The following is an 18,181-nucleotide window of genomic DNA, read 5'->3' as shown; positions in this document are numbered from 1 at the left end:
CGTTCGATGCGGCCACAGGCTTTTCCAGCGTTTAGAACTTCACGGTGGCACGTGCCCAGTAGTAGCGGCCCATCACGTCATACGTTGCCGTATCGACGTTGTAGTTCAGGCCGTTCTGGTACACCAGCGGCGGGATGCGGCCGGTGAGGTTGTCGATGCCCACGTCGAAGCGCGTGTGGAGCGTCGGCCATTCGTAGCCAGCCTGGATGTTGTGGTACGTGATGGCACCCATCGGTGTTGCCACGGATGCACCGGTATCGGCGTAGGCCGTGAGGTTCTTCAGGTGGTCGATGTAGCGACTCTGCCACTGGGCGCTCCAGTTGCCGAGCGACCAGTTCAACGTCATCGTGCCACGCCAGCGGCTGATGTTGCCGAACTGCTGGGTATACGTGCCCGCATAGTTGATGGTTGCCGCGCCCGGTGCACCCGGCGTGGCGTCGTTCTTGTACGTATCGATGTAGGTGGTGTTGAGCGAGGCCTTGAAGTTGCCGGGATCCACGCCAGCCACGTTGAAGTGCGGAATGGCGTAGTTCAGCGTGAAGTCGACGCCGCTGGTGCTCAAGTTGCCGAGATTCACATACGGCGTGTTGACGTAGTTGATGCCACCCGGGATCGACGTGCCGTTGCCGTAGCGGTTGATGTAGGAGCAGTACGGGCTACCGTTGTCGGCGAAGCACTGGTTCAGCACCGTCTGCGCCTGGATGATGGTCAGCATGTCCTTCAGGGTGATGCGCCACAGGTCGACCGTGGTTGATGCACCCTCCAGCCAGCTCGGCGAGTAGACGAAGCCGACGTCATACGACTTGCCCTTTTCCGGCTTCAACGTAGCGCCCACCGGCACCGCACCCGAGTAGTGGCCGGCAATCTGAGTGTTGAGGACGCTGGTGTAGTTGGTGTTCGGCGGCATGAACTGGCATGCCGTTGCGTGCTGCTGCAGCTGCGCCGCCGACAGCCCGTAGCAGGGATCATTGACGGTCGGGTTGGTGATGGTCTGGCCGTCGTACAGTTCATCCAGGTTCGGTGCGCGGAACACTTGCGAAACCGTGCCACGGACGAGCAGGTCAGCGATCGGGCGATACTCGATCGCGAACTTGCCGTTGGTGGTGTTGCCCGAGGTGTTGTAATCCGAATAGCGCAGGCCAAGGTCGACGTTCAGCGAGTAGGCCCAGGGCTGTTCGCTCAGCAGCGGAATCAGCGTTTCGGCATACACCTCCTTCACCGTCTGGTTGCCGCTGGCCGGCGAACCGCAGGCTTCCTGCAGCACGACGCAGGTGCCCTTCTGGACGTCGAGCAGTGCATCGCTGGTCACGGTGTAATCCATCGTGTTCTTGCGATACAGCACGCCCGTGGACAACTGCATGGCGCCCGCTGGGAGATCCCAGAGCTCGCCGGAGGCGTTGGCCTGGAATTGCTTCATGACGTTGGTCATGGCGTAGATCGGATTGCTGACGCCCTTCTTGAGCTGGGCCGTTACGCTGGGGTCGGCCTGGTCGAAGACGTTGGCGCCCGCATTGATCGCCGCCTGGAAGGCGGGGATGTTCACTTCGTTGTAGTCGGTCTGTACGCGATGCGTGCGGCCGTAGTCGATGCTCGCGTCCCAAATCCAGCTGCTCTGGCCGAAGTTGCCACGCAGGCCTGCGTTGACCTGGGCGTTGTCGGTGCTGAAGGTGTGCACGCGATTACCCACGCCGGTAAGGCGGGTGCTGATCAGGTTGTTGCCGGCCACCGCCGGATCACCGAACGCCACGTTGAACGGGTTGTTCGGATTGTTGGCGGCCACCGACCAGCCGTCGGTGCCGCTGGTCGGTGCAGGTGCATCCTGGCCGGATGAATGCGTGTGGTTGTAGAACGCATCGCCGAAGAACGTCACGTAGTCGTTGATCTTGTAGTTGCCAAGCACAAAGACGTTGGTGCGTTCGGATTGCGTCTGGATGTAGTTGAAGGCGTTGTAGTTGTAGACGTCGCTGGCGCCATTGAAGCAGCGGTAGTCGCTAGGGCTGCTACCGTTGCCGCTGGCCAGCGTGAGGAGGCCGGAGCTGCAGCCCGCTGGCAGGTTCTGGTTGCCTGCAGGCAGCTGGAACTTGCCGGTGGGCACGGTGTGAGAGCCGGAGATCTGTGGGCCCGAGCTATACAGTGACAGCTGGTGGGCGGAGAAGCTGCGGCGGGTGGCGACAACCGGGTCCTGCTTGTTGTAATCGATGCCGGCGACGATGTTGCCCTGGTCGCCGCTGGCGCCGACGGTGAACTGGGCACCTTTGCGCTGGCCGTCACCATGCGAGGAGATGCCGTCGTTGACGCTCAGCTCCGCGCCCTTGTAATCCTTGCGCAGGATGAAGTTCACCACGCCGCCCACGGCGTCGGAGCCGTAAACCGTGGAAGCGCCATTGGCCAGCACGTCCACGCGCTCGACCATGTTCTGCGGAATCATGTTGAGGTCGGCATTCGCCAGGCGCTGGCCGTCGATCAGCACCAGGGTACGTTCGGTGCCAAGGCCGCGCAGCGACACGCGTGCCGCGCCGTCGCCACCTTCAAGCGTTGGGCTGGCCACACCACCGCCGTTGCTGTTGTTCTGCGTATTGGTCGCGTTACCCGAGACGCTGGGCAATTGCTGGATCACGTTGCCGAGGGTGGGGCTGCCATTGTTGGTGATGGCATTGCGGTCAAGGGTCACGACCGGGCTGGCTGTTTCGGCATCCACACGGCGAATCAGCGAGCCGGTGACGGAAACGGCGGTAAGGGTCTTGGCGCTGGACTGCTTCGGTTGTTCGGTGGTGCTGGTGCTCTGGCCTTGTGTGTTCTGCGCGTTCTGCGTATTCGATGCGTCCTTGCTGGTAGCGGCGTCCTGTGCCTGAGCCATGGCGGCCGTCGAAGCGATACCGACAGAAAGCGCTAAACGTACCGCTATTGATAGACGATTGTAGTTGGACTGCATGAATATCTCCCCGAATTCATAGGCAAAAGAATCCCCGCTATAGGCGCCTGGACGTCTATAGGTGTTGCACCTCTTTTTGGGTTCCCCGCAGCCACTCTTTCAGGAAATTGAGATCGAGACAAGGGCTCTTTAACAATTCTTGCGGTTGTCGATCACTTTTTAAGTGGTTTCACTTGAAACCAAGCTTGGCGAACAGATCGCTCTGCGCAGCGAAGCTTTCGGCCTCGACGAATCCGGCGAGCCCAACGCCTACCAGTCGATAGCGCGTCTCTGCGGGACGTTCCACGCGATCACGCAGCGCACAAGCAATGTCCGCAACTTCCTGCGCTGACTCGGGGCGTGATGATGGTGTGAAACTGCGAGTCAATGTATGGAAGTCCGACGTCTTGAGCTTGAGCACCACCGTGCGTGCAATGCGCGCATGCGCACCGGTCGCCTCGTATTGGTGGGCGGCCCAGGTTTTTTCCGCCAGCCGTCGAATGTGCGGCTCGATGTCGTCCAGCATCAGGTCACTTTCGAACGTGTCTTCCGCCGACACCTGCAGCGTCGGCCGATCCGGCTGCACGGCGTGCTCATCGATGCCCAGCGACAACTCATGCAGGCGCACACCCCAGCGGCCGAAGCGTTGCTCGAGCTCCATCGCACCATGGGTTCTCAGGTCAGCCACCGTAGCGATACCCAGCTCGGTCAGTTTTGCTTCCATGACCTTGCCGACCCCTGGAAGACGACCGACCGGCAGCGGTTTGAGAAAGGCATCCACCTGGTGCGGCCGTATCACGAACAGGCCGTCGGGTTTGCGCCAGTCCGACGCGATTTTCGCGAGGAACTTGTTCGGGGCGACGCCTGCCGAGGCGGTGAGTTGGGTTTCCTCGCGAATGGCCGCGCGGATGGCTTCCGCGGTGGCCGTAGCCGAGGGCAGGTGGGTGTGCGTGGTGGTGACGTCGAGGTACGCCTCATCCAGGGACAAGGGCTCGATCAGATCGGTATGGCGGGCGAAGATCTCGCGCACTTGCCGGGACACGGCCTTGTAACGTGCGAAATCGGGCGGCACGAAGATCGCCTGTGGGCAAAGCCGCTCCGCGCGCACGGCCGGCATGGCCGAACGCACGCCGAACGTGCGTGCTTCGTAGCTCGCCGCGCAGACCACCGAGCGCGCGCCACGCCACGCCACCACCACGGGCTTGCCGCGCAGCGACGGATCGTCGCGCTGTTCCACGGACGCGTAGAACGCGTCCATATCGACATGGATGATCTTGCGGGATTGGGGCGGCACAACGGACGACGAGACGGATGGGGTTGCACAGTCAAACACGAAACGCGCCGGTTGGCGCGTGGCGTTGCGTCATCGCGCTTGCGTGCCCTGTCGTGCGCTGCCACCCGAACCTGGCACACGCCGCGCGGCTATGGCTTCCTCATTGCCACGGCGTATGCAGGCTCTCATCGACGCGCTGTTCGTCCAGCTCGACGAAGGTATTGAGGTCAAAGGTATCCAGCCGGAAGCGCTGCGCAGCGGTGAAGAATGCCATCAGCGACAGGATGCGCTGCGGGTTGCGCGCCCACGGTGGCACGTAGACCGCGTGCGCGATCAGGCCGTCCTGCAGATAGGGGCTGAGCGTGATGACATCGGTCGTGGTCACGCGTCCCGCGAACAGCAGCGGCAGCATTTCCACATGGCCGGCTTGCAGCACCTTGCGGATGAACACGTAGATGACCATGACGCCTTCCAGGTAGGCGCCGTCCTTGGTGAAGCAGATGCGGCCGCGCGGATCGCCACCACGGAAGATACGCGCCGCGCTTTGATAGCTTTCCACCGGCGACTGGCCCGCGTCCAGAAAGCCGCGGAACACCTCGATGAAATCGGCGCCATCCAGCGCGTTCTTGACGGCAACAACACGCAGCGCGATGCGGCGAAGCCGGTTGAGATCGATGGCGCCCGTGATGATTTCCGAGAACGTGGCCAACCCTTCCTGTGCGCGGGTGGTGCGCGGCGCGCCCAGACCCAGTGTCTTGAAGTACGGCTGATGCTTGCCGTTGAGCAGGGTCGCCGTGTGCACAAAGGCTTCGTGCTCGGTGAGTTGTTCAAGATCCAGCGCGGAGAACAGCGCACTCGAGCGAAGATTGATGCTCTTGCTTCCCGCCGTTGCCTTCGACGGCAGGTCCGGATCGAGCACGACTTCCACTTTGTCCTTGTCGAAGAACGGGCCCAGTCGCTCGCGTAAACGCTGGGCAAATTCCTCAGCGGGGATGTCCGCCGGCACGTGAGGTATGCCTTCGCGACTGATCAGGTCGTCACTGATGGTGAGCAGGTCGTTGGCCGCATCGACCGCGTTGGATGTTTGCCCGGGATAGATCGTGTCCGGGCGGCCGTACAGCGCCGTCGAGCAGCGCGTGAAAGCCTCCGTGCCAATGCTCATCAGCATCTGTGCCGCAGTGAGGTAGCTCCACGCCGTCTTGAACAGCCAGTCGCCGATGGGGTGGCCACGGTCCAGCTTGGCCATGATGGCCTTCAGCGTGCCCATCTCGGCGGTGAGGTCGGGGTGACGGACGGACGGTTGCGGCAGCTCGGGGCGACCCTTCTCGTAGGAGGCCATAAACGCCGCCTCCATCGACTGCGGCCAGTCGATGGCCTTCAGTACGCGGATTTTCTTGCCGACGGCGACCAGTGCGCGGTCGCATTCAAGCAGGGGGGCGAGGATTTTGTCGTCCTCGGGACGGGCGACGCTTGCGACGGTGCTCATGGTGCCTCCGAACGATCATCAGTGGGGATGCGCAGGGGATCGCGTGAGTGACGCAAGTCGGGACTATCGTGCCGTTCGGGCCTGGTCGGAAGCGAAAAACTACTGGTCGCGATGAGAAATCGTCGTGTGGATTGTCGTCCGCGTGACCCATGGGTGCTGTGGGGCTCAAGGGCGGACGGTCAAGTCGTGCCCACCGGGAGCCGGGCCGTCTAGGCAAGGCGTCAGTCGTACATCGTGGCGCAGTCCGCTATCTTCGGTGCTCCATCCATCGTGCAGGACCCTGCGCCGCCCCATGACCGCTGAGACATCTACTTCGTACGTGCGTCGCCTGGGCACCTGGGATGCGGCGGCCATCGTGATCGGTGGCGTGATCGGCGCGGGCATTTTCCGCAGCGCCTCGACGGTGGCCGAGCGCACGTCGTCCGGCGCGCAGCTGCTGACGCTCTGGGCCGTGGGTGGCCTGCTAACGTTGGCGGGTGTGCTCTGCTACGCGGAGCTTGGGGCGCGCAGGCCGCAGGCGGGCGGCGTCTACATCTATCTGCGCGAAGCCTTTGGGCAGCTTCCGGCCTTCCTGTTCGGCTGGACCATGGCGCTGATCAACTATCCCGGCAGCGTGGCGGCGGTGGCGACCACCTTCGCCGATTACTTCTGCACGGCGATCGGGTTGTCTCCAACGCTGTGGGTCAAGCCGGTGGCGGCGGGCGCCATTGCCTTTATCGTGGGCGTCAACTTCTTCGGCATCCGCGCCGGTTCGCGCATGCTCAACCTGTTCACTCTGCTCAAGCTGTCGGCGATTGCGTTGGTCGTGGTGGTCGGCGTGATCCTCGCCCATGGGCAGTTCGGCCAAGTGCTGGCGACCGACACCACGCACGTCATGCCGTCCAGTGCGATCCTTGGCGCGTTGCTGCCGGTGCTCTTCACCTACGGTGGTTTCCACTACCTCAACGATCTCGCTGGCGAAGTACGCGACCCGCAGCGCACCTTGCCCCGCGCGCTTGGCCTGGGTTTGGGCGGCGTAGTGGTGTGCTACGTGCTGGTGAACTTTGCCTACCTCGCGGGCCTGGGGCATGCAGGGCTGGCCGCGAGTCAGGCGCCGGCCGCCGACCTGATGCGCCACCTGTTCGGCCAAGGCGGCGCCACGCTCATTGCCGTGGGCATTGCCTGTTCCACCTTCGGCTACTGCAGCATCGCCATCGCCGGTGGTGCCCGCGTGCTGCAGACCATGGGCGCGGACGGCATGCTGTTCAGCGCCGTGGGCCGCATCCATGCGCGCTCGCACGCGCCGCGCGTGGCGCTGGCGGTGCTGGGTGGCTGGGCCATCGTGCTGGTGCTCTCCGGCAGCTTCGGTCAACTGGTCGACTACACCACGGTGGGTGAGTGGCTATCGCACGCGTTCGGCATCGCCACGTTGTTCTGGTATCGCCGACGTTTCCGCGACGAGCCGTCGCCTTATCGCGTGCCGCTATACCCGTTGTTGCCGATACTGTTTGTCGGGACTGTGCTGGGTGTCATCGTGGTCACATCCATCCATTCGCCGGGTGACGCCGGCATGAGCTTGCTGCTCATCGCGATGGGCGCGCCGGTGTATTACGCGTGGCGTGCGTGGCAGCGGAGAGCAGCATGAAATTGCGTTCATGTGTGACCTTGATCCAGCAAGGTAGCCTTCAGACGGCGCAGGCATACTGCCGCCATTTCCTTGCGTCGAGCCCCCGATGAACCGGATCGCTCCCCTTGCTGTTGCCTGCCTGTTCGCCCTCGCGGGCTGCCATAAGGCCAGCGATACCGATCGGGCCGACCTCAGTCGAGCGGCCGCTGCTGCGCCCGCTGCGGCATCCAGCGCCAGCACTGCGCCGGCACCCGCGACGCCGCAGACCACGCTCGATCACGTGACGCTCGACGGCAAACCCGTCACGGTCGACGACATGTCGTTGCAGCGCTACGTGTTCCAGCCATCGCCGCAGCCGCAGGTGACGGTGCTGCTGGATAAGGGTGACTGGTCGAAGGAAGGTTCGCTGCGCGTGGACATGCAGAACGCTATGTCCTGGGCCGTCACGCTTACCGTCGACATTGATGGCGCCAAGCCGAGTGAACATCTGCATGCCACCGTTGGCATTCCCGCCGGCCCGCCGCAGACCCTGGTGATTCCGTTGCATGCCACCTCGCCGCGTGCGATGGGCATGCAGGCCGGGCCGCCGATGCCTTATGTGTCGGGGGGCAAACGCTTGTTTGTGGCGACGACGGTGGAGGGTTCGCTCGATCTCTCGCACGTGAAGTCGGTTCGCCTGAGCATGCCTGCGCCAACGGCGGCGCAGACCCTGCTGTTCGGCAAGCTGGACACCTCGCGTGGCGATCACGACCTGCGCGACGCCTACACCGGCATCGTCGACGCCTGGGGCCAGTACACGCGCGGCCAGTGGGCGGGCAAAGTGGATTCCGACGATGCCTTGCGTGGCACGCCTCATCCCAAGCCCAAACCCAAACTCAAGGCGGGCGCCGCAACGGCTGCCGCTGCGACGCCTGCTGCACCGGCACTGGCAACGGCGACAGCACATAAGGGTTTCGACCGCTATGGTGGGCGTACCGATGTTGCTGCGTTCAAGGGCACCGGTTGGTTCCGCACCGAACAGCGCAACGGCCGTTGGCAGTTCGTGACGCCGGAAGGGCACGCGTTCTTCTCGCTGGGCGTGAATGTCGTTGATGACGACGGCGGTCGCACGTATATCGAAGGCCGCGAGTTCATGTTCAAGGACTTGCCGCCCGACAGCGGCCGTTGGGCGCCGTTCTACGGCACCACAGGCAAATCCGTTGGCGACCAGACGGCATCGACCGGCATCGCGTTCCATCAGGGCAAATGGTTCGACTACTACTCGGCCAATCTGTTCCTTGCCGATGGTCGTCACTGGCGGCAGGCATGGCGTGCGCGCACCATCGAGCGCCTTGACCACTGGGGCTTCAACACGCTGGGTAATTGGAGCGATGACGCGCTGAGCCAGATGCATCGCAAAGCGTATACGCGATCGGTGAACATCGCCGGCACGTTCGGCAATGTGTCCAGCGGCTACGACTACTGGGGGCGTATGCCCGATCCGTTCGATCCCCGCTTCGCACAGGCCGCCGATACGGCCGCGGCGCAGGCGACGAAGGAAGTGCGCGACGATCCGTGGATGCTTGGCTATTTTGCCGACAACGAGCTGGCGTGGGCGGGACAAGGCCCGCAGGGCCGCTGGGGGCTGGCACAGGGAACCTTGCGTGGCGAGGCGCGCAGCCCGGCCAAGCAGGCGTTCATTGCCGAGCTGAAGAAAAAGTACGGCACGCCGGCGAAGCTTGCTTCGGCATGGGGCATCACGCTGGACACGTGGGAAGCACTCAACGCCACCAACTTTGCCGCGCCCAACCCGGACGACGCGCATCCGGCCATCGCCGATGACTACAGTGCGTGGCTGCGCACGTATGCGGATCAGTATTTCCGCACAGTCGCGCAGGCGATCCACAAACATGACCCGCATCACCTGTTCCTGGGCGGGCGTTTCGCCGTGAACACACCAGAGGCGGTCGCCTCATGCGCGCAGTTCTGCGACGTAGTGAGCTTCAATGGCTATGCCGACGTGCCCGAACATGCGTTCGATGCGGAGGCCTTTGCCAAGCTCGGCAAGCCTGCGCTGATCTCGGAATTCCACTTCGGTTCCGACGATCGCGGCCCATTCGGCAAAGGTGTCGCGCCGGTATGGAACGAACAGCAGCGCGGGGAAGCGTATGCGCATTACGTGGCCGATGCGGTGGCCAACCCGGCCATCATCGGTGTTCACTGGTTCCAGTATGTCGATCAGCCCGTGACCGGGCGTTTGATCGACGGCGAGAACGCGCACATCGGTTTGGTCGCCATCACTGATCGGCCGTTTACGCACTTCATCGATGCGGTGCGCGAAGCCAATCACAAGACCGGCTATTGAGCGAAGCGGGCTCCGGCAATAAAGCGTGCGGTCAGGCCAAGCTGGTCGCCGCGCCAAACGCCACGGCCATCACCGCCGCCACCGCCATGCACGCGCTGGCAGGGCGGATGCGGCGCGCGTCGAGGCGCGGAATCAGCCGCCACAGCACGAATGCGCCGACCACCATGTCCACCACCAGCGCACCACGCAGCAGCGGCGAAGCCAGCAGTGGCGCATACGGCGGTTTCGTGTGTCCCTCGTGCATGGCGACACCGGCGACGAGCAGCAGCCCGATGAGGTTCCATACAAGGCAGGCAAAGTAGGTCCGGTTGAACACTACGGGGCAGCGCTCAGCCCAACGCAACACCGACCACGCAATGATTGCGAAGAACAGCGCGCCGATGCTGCTGTAGAGCACCCACCAGAGTAGGGTGCTGACGAGAGTGAGCAGGGTGGTCATTAGACAATGTTCCTATGTTTGCTCGTCATTCCGGCGCAGGCCGGAATCCAGTGGCGACGGTGTTGGATTGTCGCGTGGTCAATCGATAGTGTTTGGCGACGGTCGCGAGATTACATGGCAAAAATCGAACGCTGACGCCACTGGATTCCGGCCTGCGCCGGAATGACGAGTGGGTGAGGCGATTAGATTCCCGCGCGGCGCAGCAGCTTGTCCATCAGCCACGCCGGCCCTACCAGCAGGTACGCCAGGTCGGTCAGGAAGCTCGGTCGCCGACCTTCGATGACATGGCCGATGAACTGCCCGACCCATGCCACCACGAAAACCCCGATAGCGGTGAGCAACAGCGTATGCGGCCCCAGCGCGCGATAGGCGAATTCGGTCAGCACGCACAACAGCACCAGCGCAACGAGCAACGCGGCAGCAAGACGGTGCGATTGCTTCCAATACCAAGTGAACGCAAGCACCAGCGCACATACCGACCAGAACCCGGGGCGGCCGACCATCGATGGCACCGGGATGGTCCACATCATGGCGATGGCGCACCACACGATCAGCGGCACGCAGACCCAGTGCAGCACGCGGTTGGTCGGGTGCTGGTGGTCACTGCTGTAGCTGTCGAGCCAGCCTTGCATGCCTTGCGTCGATCCGGTCGATGCCATCAGTGCGCGCCACTTTTCGAGAAAAGGTTGAGGACCAGTACGCCGGCCACGATCAGGCCGATGCCCAGCATCGCAGGCAGGTCCAACTTCTGCTGGTAGGCCACCACGCCGATCAATGCGATCAGCGCGGTGCCGACGCCCGACCATACCGCGTAGGCGATACCGATGGGAATGTGGCGAAGAGTGAGGCTAAGACAGTAAAACGCGATGCCGTAACCGATCACCACGGCAATGCTCGGCAACCAGCGGCTGAAGCCATCGGAGGCTTTCAGCGCGCTGGTGGCGATGACTTCGGCAAGGATGGCAGTGCCAAGCAGCAGCCAGGCCTTCACGGGATCAGTCCAGCGTGATGTCGGCCAGACGCTGCAGCGCTTCAGCGTACTTGCCGGCGGTGGCTGCGATCACATTGGCGGGCACATTCGGGCCGGGCGCCTTCTTGTTCCAGTCCAGCGTTTCCAGGTAGTCGCGTACGAACTGCTTGTCGTAGCTCGGCGGGCTGATGCCCACCTGATAGGAGTCGGCCGGCCAGAAGCGCGAGGAGTCGGGCGTGAGCATCTCGTCCATCACGTAGAGCTTGCCGTTCTCGTCGGTGCCGAACTCGAACTTGGTATCGGCAATGATGATGCCGCGCTCGGCCGCGTACGCCGCCGCCCACTTATAGATGGACAAAGTGGCCTCGCGCACCTGCTCGGCGAGCTCGGGCCCCACAGCGGCCACGACGGCGTCGAAGCTCACGTTCTCGTCGTGGTCACCCACGGCGGCCTTGGTCGACGGCGTGAAGATCGGCGCCGGCAATTGCTGAGCCTGCTTGAGGCCCGTCGGAAGCTTGATGCCGCACAGCGAGCCGGTGGCCTGATAGTCCTTCCAGCCCGAACCGATGATGTAACCGCGCGCAATCGCTTCCACCGGCACCGGCTTCAGGCGGCGTGTGACCACGGCGCGTTTCTCATACAGCTTCAGGTCGGTGCCGGCGGGCAGCACGTCGGCCAGCGGCACATCGAGCAGGTGGTTAGGCACAAGGTGTGCGGTCTTGTCGAACCAGAAATTGGAGATCTGCGTGAGCATTTCGCCCTTGCCCGGAATCGGGTCGGGCAACACCACGTCGAACGCCGAAAGGCGGTCGCTGGCCACGATCAGCAGGCGGTTTTCCGGCAGCGCGTAGACGTCGCGCACCTTGCCACGGTGGATCAGGTCCAGGCCCGGGAGGTTCGATTGCAGCAAGGTGGTGGGCACGGTCTTTCGCTCCTGGGTGGCCGGCCTGCGCGGCAGGACGGGAAAACGGGGAAGACGGCCCGGAACAGGCCGGCGATCAAGCGGGCAATTGTAGCCGGTGCGGCCTGGGCGCGAGGCGTGGGCCCGATGGGACATATCCGGGCGGGCCTTTCGGCGGCTGCTAGAATCGGCGCTTTTTGAGCCCGGTGTCTTTGTCATGGTCCAGCCGCGCCATCACCGCGCATCGTTTGTCCGGAGCCTTGCCGCTGCCTCGCTGGCGTGGGGCGTGCTGGCGTCGGCCCATGCTGCACCTCAGCCCAAACCCGCACGGCTGGGCCTATGCGCGGCTTGCCACGGCGAAACCGGCATGGCGCAGATTCCCGGCGCCCCCAATCTCGCGGGGCAAAAGCTGGACTACTTGCGCGAAGCGCTCAAGCAATACCGGGACGGTCGCCGCAACGTGCCGCTGATGCGCGCCGCAATCGGCCCCATGAGCGACGCCGACCTCGATGAACTGGCACGCTGGTACAGCGCGCAGACGCCGGCCATGCCGTCCAACCAAGGCAACCCATGAATTTCACCTGGACCATCTGGCTCGCCCTGCTTGGGCTGATTTTCGGCCACGGATTGCCCGGTGCCGTCGTCGGCGGCATCACCGGTTTCATCATTGACAGCTTGCGCCAGGGCCAGCGCCGTCGCGCCACGCCCGAAGCGGGCGGTTACATCAGCCCGCTGTTCGCTCTGTTGGGCGCCGTGGCCAAGTCCGATGGCCGCGTGTCGGAGGCGGAAATTGCCGTCACCGAAAGCCTCATGCAGCGCATGGGCCTGGAGCAGGATCAGCGCAAGCATGCCATCGCGGCCTTCAACGCGGGCAAGCAGCCGGAGTTCGACGTCACCCCGGCCATCGAGCAATTGCGCCGCTGGGTGGGCCTGCGCCGCGATCACGCCTTCCCCGTACTCGACGTGGTGATCGTCACGGTCTTGGCCGAAGGCAATCCGCCACCGGAGAAAATGGCCATTCTGCGCCAGCTCGCCTTCGCGTTGCGTGTGAGCGACATGGAGTTGATGGCGCTGATGGCGATGAAGGGCTACGCCTGGAACGCCACTGGCGGCGGTTCGCGCGGTTACGGCTCGCGCGGCAACGGTGGCAGCTACGTGCCGCCCCAACGCAACACGCAGGGGCCGGACCCGTACACCGTGCTGGGCATTTCCCGCGACGTGGACGATCGCGCTGTAAAGCGCGCCTATCGCAAGCTCATTTCCGAACACCATCCCGATCGCCTGGGTGACCTGCCAGAGACCATGCGCAAGCAGGCCGAGTCGCGCGCCAGCGAGATCAATGCTGCCTACGAGCGCATCAAGACGGAACGCGGCTTCAAGTAAACCGGGCGTCCACGTGTGGGAGCGCACCCTGTGCGCCACTGCAGCCGCCTTGAAACCCCGGATCGCGCATGTCGGCGCGCTCCTATAGGAAGAACGAACATGAGCAAGCAATCCAACGTCATCGCCCCGTCCATCCTCTCCGCTGATTTCGCGCGCCTGGGCGAGGACACCGCCAAGGCATTGGCTGCCGGCGCGGACTGGGTGCATTTCGACGTGATGGATAACCATTACGTGCCCAATCTCACCATGGGCCCGATGGTGCTCAAGGCGCTACGCGACTACGGCATCACAGCGCCAATCGACGTGCACCTGATGGTGAAGCCAGTGGATCGCATCGTGCCGGACTTCGCCAAAGCTGGCGCCAGCGTGATCAGCTTCCACCCGGAGGCCAGCGAGCACGTGGACCGCACCATTGGCCTGATCAAGGACTCGGGCTGCCAGGCCGGTCTGGTGTTCAATCCGGCCACGCCGCTTTCCTGGCTCGACTACGTGATGGACAAGCTCGACCTGATCTTGCTGATGTCGGTGAATCCCGGCTTCGGCGGGCAGAAGTTCATTCCGTCCGCCCTGGACAAGCTGCGCGAAGTGCGTCGCCGCATCGATGAGAGCGGTCGCCCGATCCGCCTGGAGATCGACGGTGGTGTCACGGCCGCAAATATCGGCGCGATCTCCGCCGCCGGCGCGGACACCTTCGTGGCCGGCTCCGCCATCTTCAACGCGCCGGACTACCAGGCCGTGATCGAGGCGATGCACAAAGAATTGGCCGCAGTGCGCGGCTGAGAGAGCCCTAGAAAAGAAAATCCCGGCGCGAGGGCACCGGGATAAGTTTCGTCGGAACGACGTGTGAGGAGACCACACGACGGCCGGTGATCCACGGCAAGAACCATCGACCGTCAGGAACTCAGACCGGGATTTTGCGGTTTGGTTCCCGTCCTTGCGTCGTCACCTTGCGATAGCGCTTTGTTAACACACAAAAAAATCCCCGCCTTTCGGGCGGGGAAGGAACGTGCCTAGAGGAACGGCTTTACACGGGCTGCCAGTCGGGGTCGGGTTCATCCGCCCCAGCGGCCGGCGCACTTCCATGCGCACCAGCCGCTTCCAAGGCTTCCACGGCGGAAGACAGGAAAGGGTCATTCAGGTCGATGTCGTTCATGAGCGATCTCCTCAGTGCAGGCTCATGACCAGCCCCAGCAGCAGACCGCCCAAGGCGAGCACCACGCGCAGGGGCTCGAAGCCGCGAAGTTCTGCATTGGGGTCGACGTTGGGCTGGCCGGTGGGACGCATGGACGAAGGTTCCTGGGTTGACGACCCCATTGGGCGACTCCCGGCGGGCATGGCTCGGGGCTCGAATGTGGCAAAACGCGGGCAAGATCGGCCCATGCCCGGGCAGGTGGACCAAGCTGTGAACCGTGCACATCAGGGTGTGGCGCCACGCCGGCTCGACATGGCGAAACGCGGGCAGCGTAGTCAGATGGCTTGCGTCATGTGGGCTCAGGCTGCACGCTGCGCGGCGTTGCCATCTCGGAGTGAATCATGGGCCGCAGTATTGCCATCGTCGAAGACGAACCGTTGATCCGCGCGAACTACGTCGAAGCGCTGAACCGCTTTGGCTATGAAACGCGCGGCTACGGCTCGCGGCAGGAAGCCTCCAGCGCCTTCGCCATGCGCCTGCCCGAGCTGGTCATTATCGACATCGGCCTGGGCGACGAGCCCGAGGGCGGCTTCGACCTGTGCCGCGAGTTGCGCGCCAAGTCGGCCACGTTGCCGATCATCTTCCTCACTGCACGCGATTCCGACTTCGATGTGATCTCCGGCCTGCGCCTGGGCGCGGACGATTACCTCAGCAAGGACACCAGCCTGCACCAGCTGGCCGCGCGCATCGCGGCGCTCTTCCGCCGCATCGAATCGCTCAAGGTGCCGACCAGCAGCGAAACGGTGATCGAGCACGGTCCGCTCAAGCTCGAATCCGAGCGCATGCGCATCACCTGGAACAACGAAGAGATTCCGCTCACCGTCACCGAGTTCTGGATGGTGCACACGCTGGTGCGCTTCCCCGGCCACGTAAAGAATCGCGACCAATTGATGCGTGAGGCGGAACTGGTAGTGGACGACGCCACCATCACCTCGCACATCAAGCGCATCCGTAAGAAGTTCATCGCCGTGGCACCGGAATTCGATGCCATCGAAACGGTGCATGGCGTGGGTTATCGGTGGAAGCCTTGATGAAGCGTTGGTGTTTTGCGTTGTTGCTGTTGTTGGTGATGTCAGCCGTGCAGGCGGCCAATCCTGGCGACAAGAGCGTCATGGTCTACGGCCAGGCGGATCGTGACGTGCCGGGCTGGGCCATCCTCACTGATCTGCCCGATGGCTGGACACAGGACTGCTGCATGTACGCCAAGGCGATTGGCGTGAATCTGGTGCTCTATAAGGGCGAATGGACGGGTGAGCCCGATCGCGTGATGGTGCTCAATGTCTGGCCGTCCAAACTGTCCTCGCTGGAAGCCGAGTTGCAGGACGACCGGCACCACTACCTGGATCGGGACCCCAAGGGTAAGGTCAGCGACTTTGCGGTGGATAACAAGTCGATGACGTGCCGTGGCGTGCTGTACGAAGGCACGGATCACAAGGACGACGCGGTGGTGTTTTGCGACCCTGGCCTCGCTACTGACATCCGCTTGAGCTGGTCGATGACGCTGGCGCACGACGATGCGCAGAAGCAGGATCTGCTCTCGCTGTTTCGCCGCGTGGCCGGGCAATCGCTCTACATGAAGCAAGGGGCTGGCAAACAGGGCGCCGCCAAGACGCAGCATTGAGCCACGTTTTCGGTATCGTCGCCCCATGACCCTCCGCCGCAAGCTCCTACTCGTCGCTCTCTGCACGCTGGCCCTTCCCATGGCCGGCTGGCTTTACGTGCGCCAGATGGAAACGCTGCTGCGCGAAGGCCAGGCGCAGGCGCTCACCGCCTCGGCGCGTGCCATGGCGCGCAGCCTGGTGGTCACCGATGCGCCGCTGCCGCCAGCCGGGCCTGTGTGGTACGTACAGGACGCTGCAAATCCCATCACCATCGACGGTTACGGCGACGACTGGGCGCCGCTGACGCCATGGAGCCAGCCGCTGGACAAGCGCGGCAAGCTGCTGCTCGCCGCCGATGCAGACTGGCTCTACCTGTACGCTGATGTGCGCAGCGCGCAGCGCACCCGCGCCGATGCGGACGATCCCGGCGCCTTGCGCGCTGATCACCTCGTGCTGAGTCTCGGCAAGGGCGGGCAATCGCGCCGCTTCCTGATTGCCAGTGCCGCGCCGGGGCCGGTGACACCTCGCCCATTGGATCCACCGGTCGACGGCCTGCCCGCGCGCATTACCGTGCAATGGCAGGAAGACGGCAGCGGCTATCGCGTGGAACTACGTGTGCCGCGCAGCGGGCTCGACACCCTTGGATTGGCGGTATTCGATCCGGCGACGGGCGGCGACCCCGAGGCGGTGCAGAGCCGTCCGCTGGTCAACTATTCAAAGGCTTTGTCGAAGGAGTTGGGCCTGCTGGCGCTCGACGGAGTCCAGGCGCGCGTGCTCGCGCCGCAGGGATGGTTGTTGGCGCAGACTGGTCGCTTGACGACACCCGCCATGGCGCCAAGCGATCAACCGGGCTGGTTTGCCGCGCTGGTCTATCGCTCTCTGCTGGCCGATCAGGTCGACGATGCAGAGTTGTGGACGCAAGACGTGCCGCGCCTGGATGTCACCGAAGTGCGCGAAGCCAGCTCTGGCAAATCAGCTACGTTGTGGCGGCAGGGTGAGGCACGGGGCAGTGTGGTGCTTGCCGCTGCGGTGCCGATCGAGCGGGATGGACAAGTCGTCGGTGTACTGCTGCTTGAGCAGGCCAGCCGCGCCGTGCCCCTGTTGGCCAATCGTGCCTTGTTGGGTTTGTTGCTGACGAGCTTTGGTGTGCTGCTGGTGGCAGGCGCCATCCTGCTGATTTTCGCCACTCGTCTTAGTCTTCGCCTGGGTCGTTTGCGTGATGCAGCGGAGCGCGCGCAGTTGAACGATGGACGTCTGGATGGCCCCTTCCCGATGACCTCCGCGGAGGATGAGATTGGCGATCTGGCCCGCAGCTTCGAGCGCCTGTTCGAGGTGGTGGGCGGTTACACCGACTACTTACGGACGTTGGCGTCCAAGCTTTCGCATGAATTGAACACACCGCTGGCCATCGTCAAATCGTCGCTCGACAATCTGGAGCACGCATTGCAGGAGGGCAACGCCATGCCGCCCGATGCGCAGCCCTACATGCAACGCGCTCGCGACGGCGTGGCGCGGCTGGGTCAGTTGGTGCGTGCGATGAGTGAGGCCAGCCGCATGGAGCGTGCGATTGCCGCGGCCGAGCCGGAAGACGTGGATCTGGTCGCGGTGGTGCGTGGGTGCAGCGACGCCTATCGCCCGCTAGCGGGTACGCGGCGGATGGAAGCCGTGCTGCCCGACGAGCCCATGACCATGCACTGCGCACCGGAACTTATCGCACAGGCGCTGGATAAGCTGTTCGACAACGCGTTGTCCTTCACTCCCGAGGGTGGCTGGTTGCGCCTCACGCTGCGTGCCACCAGTAGCGGCGCCGAGATCGAACTGGCAAACCAGGGGCCGCCGCTGCCGGCGGCGATGCAGGGCAGGCTGTTCGACTCACTGGTCAGCCTGCGCGACAAGGCCACGCCGGGCGATGCGCCGCATCTGGGGCTGGGTCTTTACGTGGTGCGCCTCGTTGCCGAGCGTCATGGTGGTGTGGCGATTGCCCGCAACCTGGACGACGGCAGCGGTGTGGCGTTCACCTTGCAACTGCATGGGATGCCGCGTCAGCGACTTTGAGCAGCTGCTGACGCTAAGCG

At 63.8% G+C, this 18,181-nt stretch carries 16 protein-coding genes; 8 read left to right on the top strand and 8 right to left on the bottom strand.

All coding sequences use genetic code 11. The features are described from left to right. Positions 1–31: 31 nt before the first annotated feature. The 3 genes from DyAD56_RS03715 to DyAD56_RS03705 all read right to left on the bottom strand — a co-directional run bounded on the left by DyAD56_RS03715 (position 32) and on the right by DyAD56_RS03705 (position 5,670). Positions 32–2,932, bottom strand: a complete 2,901-nt coding sequence (locus tag DyAD56_RS03715; RefSeq protein ID WP_102301401.1) for a TonB-dependent receptor — start codon at positions 2,930–2,932, stop codon at positions 32–34. 169 nt (positions 2,933–3,101) lie between these two features. Next, positions 3,102–4,205, bottom strand: coding sequence for a DNA polymerase IV (dinB, locus tag DyAD56_RS03710; RefSeq protein ID WP_102301400.1), 1,104 nt, complete (start codon positions 4,203–4,205; stop codon positions 3,102–3,104). A 139-nt stretch (positions 4,206–4,344) separates the two neighbouring features. Continuing rightward, positions 4,345–5,670: a flavohemoglobin expression-modulating QEGLA motif protein gene (locus tag DyAD56_RS03705; protein WP_102301399.1), complete on the bottom strand. Its 1,326-nt coding sequence runs from the start codon at positions 5,668–5,670 to the stop codon at positions 4,345–4,347. A 292-nt stretch (positions 5,671–5,962) separates the two neighbouring features. On the opposite strand from DyAD56_RS03705, the gene DyAD56_RS03700 reads away from it, so the two are divergent. Further along, positions 5,963–7,294 carry an amino acid permease gene (locus DyAD56_RS03700; RefSeq protein WP_102301398.1) on the top strand — a complete coding sequence of 444 codons (1,332 nt, stop codon included), beginning with the start codon at positions 5,963–5,965 and terminating at the stop codon, positions 7,292–7,294. 88 nt (positions 7,295–7,382) lie between these two features. Next, on the top strand, positions 7,383–9,620 hold the full coding sequence (locus tag DyAD56_RS03695) for a beta-agarase (protein ID WP_102301397.1): 2,238 nt from the start codon (positions 7,383–7,385) through the stop codon (positions 9,618–9,620). 31 nt (positions 9,621–9,651) lie between these two features. On the opposite strand, the gene DyAD56_RS03690 is transcribed toward DyAD56_RS03695, so the two are convergent. The 4 genes from DyAD56_RS03690 to DyAD56_RS03675 form a co-directional block, all read right to left on the bottom strand. Then, the gene (locus DyAD56_RS03690; RefSeq protein ID WP_102301396.1) at positions 9,652–10,059 is read right to left on the bottom strand and encodes a hypothetical protein; all 408 of its coding nucleotides are present in this window, start codon (positions 10,057–10,059) and stop codon (positions 9,652–9,654) included. Positions 10,060–10,241: 182 nt separating this feature from the next. Next, positions 10,242–10,718 carry a DUF962 domain-containing protein gene (locus DyAD56_RS03685; protein WP_233202271.1) on the bottom strand — a complete coding sequence of 159 codons (477 nt, stop codon included), beginning with the start codon at positions 10,716–10,718 and terminating at the stop codon, positions 10,242–10,244. Then, positions 10,718–11,050: a multidrug efflux SMR transporter gene (locus DyAD56_RS03680; RefSeq protein ID WP_102301395.1), complete on the bottom strand. Its 333-nt coding sequence runs from the start codon at positions 11,048–11,050 to the stop codon at positions 10,718–10,720. Before DyAD56_RS03680 ends, DyAD56_RS03685 begins: the two co-directional genes overlap by 1 nt. A 4-nt stretch (positions 11,051–11,054) precedes the next feature. Continuing rightward, a complete protein-coding gene (locus tag DyAD56_RS03675; protein ID WP_102301394.1) occupies positions 11,055–11,951 on the bottom strand; it encodes a phosphoribosylaminoimidazolesuccinocarboxamide synthase in 897 nt (298 codons plus the stop codon). A 196-nt stretch (positions 11,952–12,147) separates the two neighbouring features. Here DyAD56_RS03675 and DyAD56_RS03670 point away from each other — a divergent pair, with 196 nt between their 5' ends. From DyAD56_RS03670 to rpe, 3 genes are all read left to right on the top strand, one after another. Continuing rightward, positions 12,148–12,504, top strand: a complete 357-nt coding sequence (locus DyAD56_RS03670) for a c-type cytochrome (protein WP_102301393.1) — start codon at positions 12,148–12,150, stop codon at positions 12,502–12,504. After that, positions 12,501–13,313 carry a co-chaperone DjlA gene (gene djlA / locus DyAD56_RS03665; protein WP_102301392.1) on the top strand — a complete coding sequence of 271 codons (813 nt, stop codon included), beginning with the start codon at positions 12,501–12,503 and terminating at the stop codon, positions 13,311–13,313. Before DyAD56_RS03670 ends, djlA begins: the two co-directional genes overlap by 4 nt. Before the next feature lie 99 nt (positions 13,314–13,412). Then, the gene (rpe, locus tag DyAD56_RS03660; protein WP_102301391.1) at positions 13,413–14,093 is read left to right on the top strand and encodes a ribulose-phosphate 3-epimerase; all 681 of its coding nucleotides are present in this window, start codon (positions 13,413–13,415) and stop codon (positions 14,091–14,093) included. Between the two features lie 244 nt (positions 14,094–14,337). Here the strand turns inward: rpe and DyAD56_RS24430 are convergent, their stop codons facing one another. Then, positions 14,338–14,466 carry a hypothetical protein gene (locus tag DyAD56_RS24430; RefSeq protein ID WP_255409192.1) on the bottom strand — a complete coding sequence of 43 codons (129 nt, stop codon included), beginning with the start codon at positions 14,464–14,466 and terminating at the stop codon, positions 14,338–14,340. Positions 14,467–14,846: 380 nt separating this feature from the next. Here DyAD56_RS24430 and pdsR point away from each other — a divergent pair, with 380 nt between their 5' ends. From pdsR to DyAD56_RS03645, 3 genes are read left to right on the top strand one after another with little or no spacing between them, the layout of a single operon-like run. Further along, positions 14,847–15,536: a proteobacterial dedicated sortase system response regulator gene (gene pdsR, locus DyAD56_RS03655; RefSeq protein ID WP_102301390.1), complete on the top strand. Its 690-nt coding sequence runs from the start codon at positions 14,847–14,849 to the stop codon at positions 15,534–15,536. Next, positions 15,536–16,126 (top strand): hypothetical protein, encoded by a 591-nt coding sequence (locus DyAD56_RS03650; protein ID WP_102301389.1) that lies wholly within the window; start codon positions 15,536–15,538, stop codon positions 16,124–16,126. The genes pdsR and DyAD56_RS03650 overlap by 1 nt, the downstream gene beginning before the upstream one ends. A gap of 25 nt (positions 16,127–16,151) precedes the next feature. Continuing rightward, a complete protein-coding gene (locus DyAD56_RS03645; RefSeq protein ID WP_102301388.1) occupies positions 16,152–18,161 on the top strand; it encodes an ATP-binding protein in 2,010 nt (669 codons plus the stop codon). Positions 18,162–18,181 lie beyond the last annotated feature (20 nt).

Origin of the sequence: Dyella sp. AD56, from assembly GCF_002878475.1 — a bacterium.
GTDB lineage: Bacteria > Pseudomonadota > Gammaproteobacteria > Xanthomonadales > Rhodanobacteraceae > Dyella.
The sequence above is the reverse complement of the archived record's forward strand: the minus strand, read 5'-3'. Positions and strand labels throughout refer to the sequence as shown.